Annotated in this window: 19 protein-coding genes; 16 read left to right on the top strand and 3 right to left on the bottom strand. The window is 28.3% G+C overall.

Translation table 11 applies throughout. From position 1 onward, the window contains the following. A partial coding sequence (locus tag HUJ77_RS10685) for a hypothetical protein (protein WP_291708572.1) occupies window positions 1-556 on the bottom strand: 556 nt, incomplete at its 3' end. Window positions 557-879: 323 nt separating this feature from the next. Between HUJ77_RS10685 and HUJ77_RS10680 the strand changes: the two genes are divergently transcribed. The 10 genes from HUJ77_RS10680 (at window position 880) to HUJ77_RS10635 (ending at window position 7,403) form a co-directional block, all read left to right on the top strand. Continuing rightward, complete coding sequence (locus HUJ77_RS10680; RefSeq protein WP_291708571.1) at window positions 880-1,737, top strand: DegV family protein; 858 nt, start codon at window positions 880-882, stop codon at window positions 1,735-1,737. A 158-nt stretch (window positions 1,738-1,895) separates the two neighbouring features. Then, entirely contained in the window at window positions 1,896-2,153 is a 258-nt protein-coding gene (locus HUJ77_RS10675; protein WP_291708570.1) for a hypothetical protein, read from the top strand. Between the two features lie 518 nt (window positions 2,154-2,671). After that, complete coding sequence (locus tag HUJ77_RS10670; RefSeq protein ID WP_291708569.1) at window positions 2,672-3,298, top strand: class I SAM-dependent methyltransferase; 627 nt, start codon at window positions 2,672-2,674, stop codon at window positions 3,296-3,298. A 14-nt stretch (window positions 3,299-3,312) separates the two neighbouring features. Further along, window positions 3,313-4,464, top strand: a complete 1,152-nt coding sequence (locus tag HUJ77_RS10665) for an aminotransferase class V-fold PLP-dependent enzyme (protein WP_291708568.1) — start codon at window positions 3,313-3,315, stop codon at window positions 4,462-4,464. Next, on the top strand, window positions 4,457-4,909 hold the full coding sequence (locus HUJ77_RS10660) for an S-ribosylhomocysteine lyase (RefSeq protein WP_291708567.1): 453 nt from the start codon (window positions 4,457-4,459) through the stop codon (window positions 4,907-4,909). The genes HUJ77_RS10665 and HUJ77_RS10660 overlap by 8 nt, the downstream gene beginning before the upstream one ends. After that, window positions 4,893-5,801, top strand: coding sequence for a cysteine synthase family protein (locus HUJ77_RS10655; RefSeq protein ID WP_291708566.1), 909 nt, complete (start codon window positions 4,893-4,895; stop codon window positions 5,799-5,801). Before HUJ77_RS10660 ends, HUJ77_RS10655 begins: the two co-directional genes overlap by 17 nt. A 142-nt stretch (window positions 5,802-5,943) precedes the next feature. Beyond that, a complete protein-coding gene (locus HUJ77_RS10650; protein ID WP_291708565.1) occupies window positions 5,944-6,366 on the top strand; it encodes a DUF1232 domain-containing protein in 423 nt (140 codons plus the stop codon). A gap of 148 nt (window positions 6,367-6,514) precedes the next feature. Continuing rightward, window positions 6,515-6,820, top strand: a complete 306-nt coding sequence (locus HUJ77_RS10645; RefSeq protein ID WP_291708564.1) for a PTS sugar transporter subunit IIB — start codon at window positions 6,515-6,517, stop codon at window positions 6,818-6,820. A gap of 27 nt (window positions 6,821-6,847) precedes the next feature. Continuing rightward, window positions 6,848-6,997, top strand: a complete 150-nt coding sequence (locus tag HUJ77_RS10640; RefSeq protein ID WP_291708563.1) for a hypothetical protein — start codon at window positions 6,848-6,850, stop codon at window positions 6,995-6,997. A gap of 7 nt (window positions 6,998-7,004) precedes the next feature. After that, complete coding sequence (locus tag HUJ77_RS10635; RefSeq protein ID WP_366033268.1) at window positions 7,005-7,403, top strand: alpha/beta hydrolase fold domain-containing protein; 399 nt, start codon at window positions 7,005-7,007, stop codon at window positions 7,401-7,403. Window positions 7,404-7,491: 88 nt separating this feature from the next. Here HUJ77_RS10635 and guaC read toward each other — a convergent pair whose 3' ends face one another. Further along, window positions 7,492-8,475, bottom strand: coding sequence for a GMP reductase (gene guaC / locus HUJ77_RS10630; protein ID WP_291708562.1), 984 nt, complete (start codon window positions 8,473-8,475; stop codon window positions 7,492-7,494). 205 nt (window positions 8,476-8,680) lie between these two features. Here guaC and HUJ77_RS10625 point away from each other — a divergent pair, with 205 nt between their 5' ends. From HUJ77_RS10625 to HUJ77_RS10600, 6 genes are all read left to right on the top strand, one after another. Continuing rightward, window positions 8,681-9,445, top strand: coding sequence for an EFR1 family ferrodoxin (locus HUJ77_RS10625; RefSeq protein WP_291708561.1), 765 nt, complete (start codon window positions 8,681-8,683; stop codon window positions 9,443-9,445). 34 nt (window positions 9,446-9,479) lie between these two features. Beyond that, complete coding sequence (gene fliB / locus HUJ77_RS10620) at window positions 9,480-10,628, top strand: flagellin lysine-N-methylase (RefSeq protein ID WP_291708560.1); 1,149 nt, start codon at window positions 9,480-9,482, stop codon at window positions 10,626-10,628. 38 nt (window positions 10,629-10,666) lie between these two features. Beyond that, entirely contained in the window at window positions 10,667-11,503 is an 837-nt protein-coding gene (locus tag HUJ77_RS10615; RefSeq protein WP_291708559.1) for a PhzF family phenazine biosynthesis protein, read from the top strand. A gap of 86 nt (window positions 11,504-11,589) precedes the next feature. After that, window positions 11,590-12,135 (top strand): hypothetical protein, encoded by a 546-nt coding sequence (locus HUJ77_RS10610; RefSeq protein WP_291708558.1) that lies wholly within the window; start codon window positions 11,590-11,592, stop codon window positions 12,133-12,135. 85 nt (window positions 12,136-12,220) lie between these two features. Beyond that, window positions 12,221-12,535 carry a nucleotide pyrophosphohydrolase gene (locus HUJ77_RS10605; protein WP_291708557.1) on the top strand — a complete coding sequence of 105 codons (315 nt, stop codon included), beginning with the start codon at window positions 12,221-12,223 and terminating at the stop codon, window positions 12,533-12,535. Window positions 12,536-12,609: 74 nt separating this feature from the next. Beyond that, on the top strand, window positions 12,610-12,762 hold the full coding sequence (locus HUJ77_RS10600) for an AAA family ATPase (RefSeq protein ID WP_291708573.1): 153 nt from the start codon (window positions 12,610-12,612) through the stop codon (window positions 12,760-12,762). A 273-nt stretch (window positions 12,763-13,035) separates the two neighbouring features. Here HUJ77_RS10600 and HUJ77_RS10595 read toward each other — a convergent pair. After that, a partial coding sequence (locus tag HUJ77_RS10595) for a hypothetical protein (protein ID WP_291708556.1) occupies window positions 13,036-13,252 on the bottom strand: 217 nt, incomplete at its 5' end.

Raw genomic sequence — 13,252 nt, 5'->3', positions numbered from 1 at the left:
TTAATTCATTAAATTGTTTTTCTAATGTTTCTATTTTATTTGAATTACCTTTTGAGTTAGAGTTTCGTGATGAACCTTGAGAAGAGGAGCTTCTAGAACTTGAGCCATTTGAAGGCCCCTGTGCATTAGCTGTGTTTGCTGTGTAAGCTGCTGTACTTGGTGATTCAGAGCTACAAAAAGGATTAACAATATTAAAATTTGCAATATCATAATATCTACCTGGCCCTGCTTGAAAATATTGTTGCTGAGCATTATAAGTTAAGATAGCTTGCCCAACTAATTGTAACCAGTTGCCAATTGCATTTTGTACGTTAAAGGGAACACTTCCAGCTACTATATTTCCAAGTATTTCACCTATAATTATAAATAGTTCAGGATGAAGAGTTTGAAAACCATTTGGTATGTCATTGCAGCCATAGTAATTAGATCTATAATTACTATTGTTGCTATTATTGTTCTCATTTTTATTGCAATTATCACCATTTTCATCACAAGGACTACTATAGCCACAAGCTCTAAATAAATCTTCATAATTGGCCCAACCATTAAAATTCATATTTTTACCTCAAGTAAAGTGATTATATTTATTATATTAAAGATTTCCTTAAAGGGTGTTTTTTTCATTGATTTATTATAATCTTAAAAGAAGGGATAGAGATATTAGAAATAATAAAACTTTGAAAATAAAACTATTACATTATAAAAATAATGATATAATATACCTAAGTTATTTGAAAATAATTCCTAAAGGGATATATTGTTTTTAATATAGTAAATAATTGAATTTTAATATAAATATTTAAATTTAGAAATAATTGCAGTTTATTAATTAAATAGCTATAAGAATTTAATAAAACTATAATAGAGGGAGGAAGGTAAATGAGTAATATTATACTAGTGGCGGAAACTGGCTCAGATATTCCAAAGGATATTGCAGAAGAAATGGGAATTTTTCTTGTTCCAATGTATGTTACTATGGGAGATAATACTTACCAGGATGGAAGTTTTCCAGTAGAAGAAGTTTGTGAGTATTATAATAATACAAATAAAACACCAAAAACCAGCGGAAGTTCACCACAGGATTTTATAAAAGTATTCGATAAAATTCATAGTTTGTATCCAGATAAGCAAATACTACATTTAGCATATTCTGCAGTAACAACTTGTTCCTATCAAAGTGCATTAATAGCAGCGGATAATAGAGATTATGTCACAAGTTACGATACAAAGAATGTATCAATAGGACAAGCTGCCATTGTAATAAGAACAGCTAAATATTTAAAAGAAAATCCAAATGTAACTATGGAAGAATTATTAAAGGAAGTAGAAAACATAACAAATAAGTGCCAAATGTGTTTTGTTCCTGCAGAGTTAGAATACCTTAGAGCTGGAGGCCGTGTAAGTAATGCAGTATTTATAGGTGGAAAAATATTAAGGATACATCCATCAATTGAAATTGAAAATGGGTATTTAGTAGGCAAGAAAAAGTACAGAGGGAAAATGGAAGGTATAGTTGAAAAACTAATAGAGGATTTTGACTATAGTAAAAATTTAGATAAGAAAGAAATATATCTATTATGGTCTATAGGCTTATCAGATTCAGTTAAAAAAGTAGCCGAAGATAAGGTAAAGAAAATGGGCTTTGAAACCATTAAATGGATGAAAACAGGATGCGTAATTACATCTCATGGAGGTCCAGGCTCCTTTGGGATAGTAGGCTTCTCTATAGAAGCTTAAAAATTGAATTAGTTTAAAATAATCATTAAGTATAGATATTAATTATGTTATAAGATATATCTATACTTAATTTTTTTGAAAATTAATATATTTCAAATATTAAACATAAATGGTATTATATAAATAAAAAATTAAATTTAAAAATAGGAGGAGTATCTATGGAAAATAATTCAGTTACACAGAAATCTTCTAAATCAATAGTAGCCATTATATTAGCTATAGTAGGATTAATAGGAGGTTTAATAAGTCCATTATTAGGTTATGTATTATCAATTGTATCCATAGTAATGTCATTAAAAAATAAGGCCTTTAAAGAAGATAAAAAGTATATAATATCCCTTGTGTTAGGAATAATTGCCTTTATAGTAAGTCTTGTTTCTCATATAGCTGGTATTATATTATTATTAAATGTTTAAAAAAAAATAAATATTTTGTATACACATTTTAATATTTTGTGATATAATGTATTATAAATTACAAAGTAATCCGATGGGAAATAACGGCTGAGATAAGAAGAGTAGATTAATAAAAGCTTTCAGAGAAAAACCTCCTTGGCTGGAAGAGGTTTTAAGTAGATATTAATTGAAGTGCATCTTTGAGCTCTGAATCGAAATAATAGTAGACTTCAGCGGGAACGCCCGTTAAAGCGTTGAGGTATATATATTGTACCAAAATATTGAGATGGTGATATAGCACTAGATATAAATATAAAATGTAGAATTGTTAATGTAATATTTTTTATAAATTAAAAAGTATTAATTATAGAAACATTTTTTATTGTATATTCTGGTCTAACACTAATTAGAGTGGAACCGCGGAAGTTAACTTCTGCCTCTAAGTTTATAGAGGCAGGAGTTTTTTTATTTTGTTTAATTATTTTCTTGAAAATTACTTAATTAATATAAAATATTTTTATGAAAATAGGAGGGTTATTATGAATTCTGTACAATATTTTGATTCTATCGCTGAAAGTTGGAATGTTATTCGTAGTGAGTATTTTGAAGAGAGGTTAAAATACAAACTTTTATCATTAATAAATATAAAAGATAAGGTAGTAGCAGATTTGGGATGTGGAACAGGCTTTGTTTCATTAGCTCTAGTAAATGAAGCAAATATAGTTTTTTCTGTTGATAACTCAAGGAATATGCTTAAGCAATTAAAAAATAATATTTCAGATAAGGATAATAAAAAATTATATCTTATTAAATCATCCTTAGATAACTTATCACTTTTTGATGATTCAGTAGATGTTATTTTTATAAATATGGCACTTCATCATATAAGGGATGCAAAAAAAGCTATATCAGAAATGTATAGAGTCCTAAAAAAAGATGGAATAGTAGTTATATCAGATGTTATGGAGCATGACGGGGAGTGGGCTAGAGAAGAAATGTTTGATGAATGGCTAGGCTTTTCAAATGAACAAATAATAAATTGGCTTGAGGAAGCTGGTTTTAAAGATATAGAAATTGAAAATACAGAGTTAAGCTGCAAAGGTTATTCAAGTAAGGGAGAATACACTGAAACTGGAATCTTTATAGCTAAGGGAAGTAAAAAATAATAGGAGGATAGGAGATGAAAATAGAATCATTACTAATTCACGGGGGAATAGATGGGGATGAAAGAACAGGAGCAGTAAATGTACCTATATATCAAACATCAACTTACAAGCAGCCAAGCTTTGGTGTTAATACTGGGTATGAATATTCAAGAACAGGAAATCCCACAAGAGAAGCATTAGAAAAATTAGTTTCAGATTTAGAGGAAGGATATAGAGGCTTTGGATTTGCTTCTGGAATGGCAGCTACAACTGCTATTCTTTCCCTATTTAAATCAGGAGATAGAATAATTATTTCTAATAATTTATATGGTGGAACCTTTAGAGTTATTGATAAGGTATTTAATAATTTTGGGATTAAATATACCTTAGTTGATACTTCTAATTTAGAAGGGGTAGAAAAAAGTATTGATGAAAGTGTAAAGGCTATATTTATAGAAACACCAACAAATCCATTAATGGATATAACTGATATTGAGAAAGTTTCAAATATAGCTAAGTTAAAGGGGATTTACACAATAGTTGATAATACCTTTATGACACCATATTTTCAAAAACCAATTAAACTTGGTGCAGACATAGTTATTCATAGTGCCACTAAGTATCTTGGTGGACATAGTGATACAGTTTCAGGAGTAGCTGTTGTTAATAGTAAAGAATTAGCAGAGAAACTTCATTTTATTCAAAATTCTACAGGAGGAGTTTTATCACCCTTTGATTCCTTTATGCTAATAAAAGGTATTAAAACTCTAGCTGTTAGAATGGATAGACATAATGAAAATGCAAAGGTAATTGCAGAGTTTTTAAATAATAGAGAAGAAATAGAAAAGGTATATTATCCAGGTCTTAAAGACCATTTAGGATATGAAATTCAAAAGAAACAAGCTAAAGGATATGGAGGAGTAATATCCTTTGTAATAAAAGAAAATTATGATTACAAAAAGTTTCTAGAAAATCTAAAATTAATAACCTTTGCTGAAAGCTTAGGCGGTGTTGAATCCTTAGTTTGTCATCCAGCTTCAATGACTCATGCAGCAATACCTTATGACATAAGACAAAAGGTTGGGATAGTAGATAACCTAATAAGATTATCTGTGGGAATAGAAAATGTAGAAGATTTAATAAATGATATTGAGAATGCATTAAAGGAGAGTAAAATAAATGGTTAAAGTAGAAAGTTTTTCATTAGATCACACAAAGGTAAAGGCACCTTATGTTAGAAAATGTGGAGTGCAAAAAGGAGAAAATGGAGATAATATATCAAAATTTGATTTAAGATTTATGCAACCAAATAAAGAAATAATGCCAACAGCTGCAATTCATAGCTTAGAGCATTTATTAGCAGGAATTATGAGAGAAAAAATAGAAACTATAATAGATATTTCACCAATGGGCTGCAGAACAGGTTTTTATTTAACAGCTTGGGGAGATGTAGAAGTAGATGATGTAATAGAAGCTTTAGATTATAGCTTGAAAAAAGTCTTAGAAGAAAAAGAAGTACCAGCAGCTAATGAGCTTCAATGCGGTAATTATAGAGATCATTCCATAGAGCTTGCACAGGAATATGCTAAAAAAGTATTAAGAGAAGGCTTTAGTAGTGAAATATATAGATAGTATTCAAAAATTAATAGGAAATACCCCAATAATTAAACTTAATAATTTAAATATTAAGGAGGGGGTAAATATATTTGCAAAGCTTGAAGGAAATAATCCAGGAGGAAGTGTAAAGGACCGAATTGGAGTTTACATGATAGAAGAAGCAGAAAGAGAAGGAATACTAAAAAAAGGCTATACAATAATAGAAGCAACAGCAGGTAATACAGGTCTTGGAATAGCTATTGCTGCAATAAATAAAGGCTATAATATAATTTTTGTAGTACCCACAAAGTTTTCAATAGAAAAGCAGACACTAATGAAAGCCTTAGGAGCTACAATTATAAATACACCTAGAGAAGAGGGAATGTTAGGTGCTGTGAATAAAGCTGAAGAGCTATTAAATACTATAGAAAATTCTATAAGCTTAAGGCAATTTGAGAATCAAGGAAATCCACTGGCTCATTATGAAACAACTGCTAAGGAAATATATGAAGATATGGAAGGAAAAATAGATTACTTTGTATCTGGTGCAGGTAGTGGAGGAACTTTCACAGGAGTAGCAAAATATCTAAAGGAAAAAAATAAAAATATACAAACTATATTAGCAGATCCAGAAGGCTCCACCATGGGAGGAGGAGCTGAAGGTTGTTATGATATTGAAGGAATAGGAAATAATTTTATTCCAAATACCATGGATATGAAGTTAGTAGATAAAGTTATAAAGGTTTCAGATAAAGAAGCCTATGATATGGTAAAATTAGTTGCCTTAAAAGAAGGAATTTTAGCAGGGAGTTCATCAGGAGCAGCCTTAGCTGCTGCAATAAAACTAGCTAATAAAATAGATAAGGGCAACATAGTAACTATTTTCCCAGATAGGGGAGATAGGTATTTTAGTAAAAATATATATTAATTAAGTATAAAAAGTTATCTATTATAAGAGAAATTAATAGATAACTTTTTTATTTATTGATTTATATAATAAGGAGTGATATAAGTGAAATAAATACATTTTTATTATGTATTGTAGAGATTAAAAGAAAAGAGGAATTAGTATGGATAATGAAGTACATGAAGAAGCATTAGTTGAAGATAAATATAAAGAAGAATATACAGAAAAGAAATTATTGGACAAGATAAAAAAGACTTTTTCTAAGGCAGGATCATCAGTTGTATATGCAGTATTATTACTGTTTTATTCTTTAAAGGATCCAAATGTACCAGCCAAGGCTAAGGCAACTATAGTAGGGGCCTTAGGATATTTTATTACACCTTTAGATTTAATTTTAGATGCTATACCAGTAGCAGGTTATAGTGATGATTTAGCTACTATAATGCTGGCATTAGGAGTAGTTGCCATATATCTAACAGATGAAACTAAGGAAAAGGCTAAAAATAAAACAAAACAATTATTTGGTAATGTGGGAAATGATGACTTTGATAAAGTTGATAATAAAATAAATTACAATAAAAACTAATGGAAATTTAAGAAAAAAATTTAAGAATTAGATATTAATGGGTATATAAAATATATTATAATGAATATGTAAGTAATAATGAAATTGCTCTAGAAGCAATGAATTAAAAAATAAGTAATAAAAAGTTATATTACTAGGAGGAAAAAATATGAAAAATATATTATTAGTATGTGCAGCAGGAATGTCTACAAGTTTACTAGTTAATAAAATGAAAGCAGCTGCAAAGGAAATAGGGTTAGAAATTAACATTCATGCATTACCAGTATCAGAATGTTCATCTGTTATTGATGAAGTAGATATAGTATTATTAGGACCACAAGTAAGGTTCCAAAAACCACAGGTTGATGCTTTAGTAAATGGAAGAATACCAGTTGAAGTTATAGATATGAGATTATATGGTACTATGAATGGAAAGGCAGTTTTAGAACAAGCTTTAAAAAGTATTGAAAAATAATTTATAAACTAAAGGGTGGGAATTTATATGAGAAGATATCCTATGGAGTTTTTAGATATATTAGAAAATGAAACTGCAGAAATTATTAGTAATGGAATTAAGGTGATTTTAAAGCCTAGTCTAGGTGAAAAACGTAATGGATATTTAGACCTCTTTAGAAAAATATGGTGTAGATAAAAATAGAATAGCCATAGCAGGAGACAGTGCAGGAGGAAACTTTGTAGCAGCAGTAGCACTTAGAGCTAGAGATGAAGGAATACCTATGATTGCATTACAAGTATTAATTTATCCATGCATAGCAGTTGCTGATGCTTCTATTGAAGGCTATAAATGGTCAAAGGAAGCATTTTATATTGCAGAATCTCATAAGAATCTTCCTAAAGAAATATTGGTAGGAGCAGAATTTGATGGACTTACAATACAAACAGAGTTTTATGCAAAACAACTTAAAGATTCAGGTGTAGATGTTACATGTTATAGATATAAAGGCATGACACATGAATTTATTGATAGACTTGGATTAGTACCACAAGCAGAAGATTTAGCTAATATTATATCTGAAGCTATAAAAGATTTAGAATAAAAAGTATTTACAATATGATTTAAAAAGGGAGCTGATGTATTAATTAGTGGATTTTAATCCTTAATACATCAGCTCCATTATTATAAAATTAATAAACCTTATCACCATTAAATATTGAGTTTTTAACAATTACATAATCAACAGTTCTTATAGCTTCTAACTTCTTACCACCAGCATAGGAAATAGAAGATTGAAGATCTTGGTGCATTTCTATTAAGGTATCTTTTAAAGAACCTTTATAGTCTACAAACATTTTCTTACCTTCAACATTTTTTCTTTCACCCTTTTGGAATTCAGAAGCAGAACCAAAGTATTCTTTATATATCTTTCCGTCTTTTTCTATAGTTTCCCCTGGGGATTCTTCGTGTCCAGCAAATAATGAACCTATCATAACCATAGAAGCACCAAATCTAATTGATTTAGCTATATCACCATGAGTACGAATACCTCCATCTGCAATTATTGGTTTAGTTGCAGCTCTTGCACACCAACGAAGTGCAGCTAATTGCCAGCCACCAGTTCCAAAGCCTGTCTTAATTTTAGTGATACACACTTTTCCAGGACCAATTCCCACCTTTGTAGCATCTGCACCAGCAGTTTCAAGTTCTTTTACTGCTTCAGGTGTTCCAACATTTCCTGCAATAACAAAACTTTCTGGTAAATGCTTTTTAATATGTTTAATCATATTAATAACTGCATCAGAATGTCCATGAGCAATATCAATTGTTATATATTCAGGAGAAAGATTTTCTTTCTTTAATTCTTCAATAAAATCATATTCTTCCTTTTTAACGCCAACACTTATAGAAGAATATAAGTTTTTTTCTTTCATATCTTTAATAAAATCTATTCTTCTCTCTGGCTTAAAACGGTGCATTATATAAAAGTATCCATTTTCAGCTAGATAAGTTGCAATTTTTTCATCTATAATAGTTTGCATATTTGCAGGAACTACAGGTAATTTAAAAGTCCTTCCTCCAAAAGTTATAGATGTATCACATTCAGAACGACTATTTACTATGCACTTTCCTGGTATTAACTGTATGTCTTCATAATCAAATACTTTATCCATTCCTTAACCTCTCAATACGAATTATTTTTATAAATATAAATTTATAGTTCGCAAACAAGGACTATTATACATATATTTAGTGGATATGTCAAAAGAATAAACGTGTTTTTTATGATTATTACTTTTCATATCTAACTTAATTGCAAATTTATATATTTCATTTAAAATTAATAGTATAGACAAAGAAGTTAAAGGGAGATAGAGAATGAAAATTTATTATTTTACAGCCACAGGGAATTCATTATACGTTGCCAAGAAAATCAAGGAATCATTAGAAAATTGTGAGTTAATATCTATACCAAAGGCTTTAAAAAATGAAGAATTTAATATAGATGATGATGTAGTGGGATTTGTATATCCAATACATTGTGGATCACTACCTATAGTGGTAGAGGATTTTATATCTAAATTAAATATAAAGGAAAAATCATATATTTTTGCAGTAGGAGTTACAGGAGGAGGAAAAGCTAAAATAAGTTTCCCTCACATTAATGAACTATTAGGGGATAAGGGGAGCCTTAGCAATTATTTATGTGTAAAATATATTTCAAATTATACAAGAGCAGGGAAAAATCCAACAAAGGAAAGAGCTCTAAAATCTATAAAGTTAAATGAAGGTATAATAGAAGGTTTTATTAACAGTATTAAAAATCAAGAAGTAAAAACTGTGGATTATAAATCTAGTAAGAGACTAATGCACACTGGATGGAAGAAATACTTTAAGAATAAAGATAAGGCATTCAATGTAAATGATAAATGTATAGGCTGTGAAATGTGTAAATCCATTTGCCCAGTAGATAATATTAAAATGGTAAATAATAAACCAACATGGCTTGGAATTTGTACAGATTGTATGGCATGTATAAATATATGTCCAAAGGAAGCTATAAACATTGGTAACTCAACTTTAAAGAAAAATAGATATAGAAATCCATTTATTGAAGCTAAAGAACTAATGGCTAATGAATAAAGTTAAGAAATAAAACTTAAGATGGAGTTGTTATATGAAAAAAATAGATAATATCTTAAAGATAAAGGGATATGATAAATTCAAATGTACAGCAGATAAATGTAAATTCACTTGTTGTAAGGGTTGGGATATAAATGTTGATACTAAGACCTATAACAAATGGAAAGAAAAAAGTGAACTTAATTACCTTTTAGATAATGTAAAATTTATAAAAAGTAATGGTGAAAATTCATACTTAATTAAAAAGGAAACAAAGGGAGTATGTCCTTTATTAAGTGAAGAAGGATTATGCAATATAGTTATAAATCATGGAGATGAATATTTATCCACAACTTGCAAAAGCTTTCCTAGAATAGAAAATGATTTTGAAGATATAAAAGAGATGACTTTATCATGCGCCTGTCCTGAAGTAGTTAATATAATTAGCAATATGAAGGAAAAAATTAATATAGAATCTAATGAAGCCTTAACTTATATTGAAGATTTAGGCTCATTACAAATAAGAGAAGCTTTAGTTAATATACTTCAAAAAGAAAATATAACTTTAGATAATAAGCTTATTCTTTCTTATAATATACTTTTTAGTATTCTTAATAATGATGATTTAGATTATGAAGCTTTAATAGATCTTTTAGAAAATTGTAAATCTATAGAATATATAAAAGCAGAATTAAATAATTATAAGAGCTATGAAAATAAGGAAAGTAAGAAATGCTTAAAAGAAGTAAATTCATTATTTATAGATATAATAGAAAACTACAGAAATGTTCCTCTTTTTAATGAGGTGCTAACAGATATTTATAAGTTTGCAGAAGGAAGAAATGTAGAAAAGACTTTTAACTCTTGGAAAGAATTTAAGGCTTTATTTAAAGACTACGATAATTTAATTGAAAACTGCATTGTATCAAAGGTTATAAGTAGTTGTACTAGTGATGATTTAGAAGAACTGATTATTGCTTTTGAAATGATTATATTGGAGTACTTATTTATAAGACATGCTGTTTTCTTAAGTTATAACATTAATGAAAATAAGGGAATTAACATTGAAAATATAAAAGATTATATTGTGATTTTTTCAAGAATTATAGGTAATAATTCTGAAGCAGTACTGGAATTTTTATTAGATACCTTTGAAGATGAGATATTAGATTTAGATTATATATCTTCTTTAGTTTTAATCTAATAGAAATAATTTAAAGATAGTTCTTTTGGGGGAATAATATGAATAAAAAATTTAAGATATATCAAGTTGATGCATTTGCAGAAGAATCTTTTAAAGGAAATCCTGCAGCAGTTTGTATTTTAGAAGAGGATATAAGTGATGATTTAATGAAGAACATTGCTAAAGAAATGAATTTAGCAGAAACAGCCTTTGTTAAGCCACTAGAAAATAAAAATATAAGTGATTGTGAATTATTTTCCTTAAGATGGTTTACACCAAAATTAGAAGTAGATTTATGCGGACATGGAACTATAGCAACGTCAAAAATATTATTTGATGAATTTAATATAAAAACTAATGAAATAAAATATGAAAGCAAAAGTGGTATCCTTATTTCAAAAAAAGAAGGGGATAAGATAACTTTAGATTTCCCAATAGATAACTTTTTAAACTATGATATATCAGAAGATATATTAAAGGCCATGGGAATAAAAAACTATGTACAAGCTATAATAGGAGAAAATACTAGAAAAATCGTTATAGAGGTAAATAGTGAAGAAGAGGTTATTAATTTAAAACCAAACTTTGATAAAATGCTTTCATTAAACTTTGATACTAAGGTAACTGGAATAGGAGTAACTACTAAGGGAAGCGAAAAATATGATTTTATATCAAGATACTTTAATCCTTGGGGAGGCATAAATGAAGATCCAGTTACAGGAGCATTTCATACTGTACTTGCAAAGTATTGGAATATTAAATTAAACAAAACAAAAATGTTAGCATATCAAAATTCAGATAGAGGTGGAGAAATTTCCATTGAACTATTAGAAAATAACAGAGTGAAATTAAGTGGTAAAGCTATTATAGTCCTTAAAGGTGAATTATATTTATAGCTATAGGTTTGATACTTTTAATAAATAATATTTGAATTATTTCTTTTTATTATATTAAAGTACATTATAAGGATAAGAGGGATGGAATGAGAAGTTATAAAGAATATATAAATAATTTAGAGGATTATAAGGATATAGATTTACTTAATTTAAGAGGAATAATTAAAATTAACCTAGGAAATGATTCCTTTATAACCTATGGTAATTTAATAGTTGCTGCTTTTACAAGAATATTAATTCAACTTGAAAATAGAAAAGGCACTAATAAAAACTTGCAAAAAGCATATGATGCTATAGGAGATGCAGGGATAAATATAGATATATTAGAAGTTGGAGAAAAAATAAATTTAAGAGAAAAATCCAAGGAATATATAGAAAAACTCCAACCAACTTTAAATTATCAAAGAAACGTAATGGGCTTTAGTGAAGAACATAAAAAACATCTATCAGAATGCAAAAAAGGTGAGAAGCATAATAGGGTAAAGTTAACAGAAGAAGAAGCTAAAGAAATAAAATATTTAGCCACTTCTACTGGAATGACATCCGTAGAAATAGGAGAAATATTTAATATAAGTGATTCACAAGTAAGAAAAATAAAAGTAGGAATAGCATGGAGCCATATTAAAGTATAAAAAAGATGGATATTCAAAGAATCTAGTAATGCTACATAATAAGTGGTGGTTAAAAGGAAATACAAGGGATAATGGAGAGATCATAATGGAAGAAACAATAAATAGAATAAGAAAATTCAGAGAAGATAGAGATTGGGACCAATTCCATACACCAGCTAATTTAGCAAAGGCAATAAGTATTGAATCAGGAGAATTGTTAGAACACTTCCTTTGGGATGATAATTATGATAAAGAAGATGTATGTGATGAACTGGCAGATGTTATGGTTTATTGCCTACATATGGCGGATTCTCTAGGTGTTAATATAGAGGATATAATAAATAAAAAGATGGATAAAAATGAAAAGAAGTATCCAGTGGAAAAGGCTAAGGGAAATAGTAAAAAGTATACGGAGTTTTAGGATATTATGCCCGGGGGGATTAGTGGGGTACGAAGTACAGATAACTTGGCTCGTAATATAAAAGGTCCAACGAAATAAAACTAACAAGAAGTAAATTAAATTGTATATCAAGATTAAAGAGTGAAATAATGACTGTTGATAGTGAGTATGATTTTGTATTATTAGACTGTCAACCAAGCTTTGATCTAATAACACAAAATGCAATTTATGCTTCAGATTATTATTGATACCAACAAAGTTAGATTATCTATCTACAGTAGGAGCACCTACACTATATGAGCATATTGAAAAGCTAAGAAAGGAAATTTTTATTTTATTGTAGGTCATGGTGGCATACATAATTGGCATTGGATTAACCAATTTATTTATAATATGCTTCCTGATTTATTTAAATAATATATTATTTGTGGGGTATTAGTTGGGTACAATACTTTCTAAGAATATTACTGGAAATCATCATTTCCAGTAATATTAAAACAATAAAATATATACTACTAATTTTATTGTTTTGCAACTTTATTATTTCTTATTAGTTGGTAATCATTTAAAAGAGTTGAATATGTGCTATATGAGGAGTGTGGATTAAACTGCTCATAAATATTTTTAAAATCTTCGATAGTTAACTTATCTTTGTTTTCTCTAATTTCATCTAATAAATCAAATTGTCGACTCATTAATAAATTTGATAAGCTTATTTTTTCTATATTTAAATTATTA

The organism is Clostridium sp., from assembly GCF_021443865.1.
In the GTDB taxonomy this organism is placed as follows: domain Bacteria; phylum Bacillota; class Clostridia; order Clostridiales; family Clostridiaceae; genus Clostridium.
The sequence above is the reverse complement of the archived record's forward strand: the minus strand, read 5'-3'. Positions and strand labels throughout refer to the sequence as shown.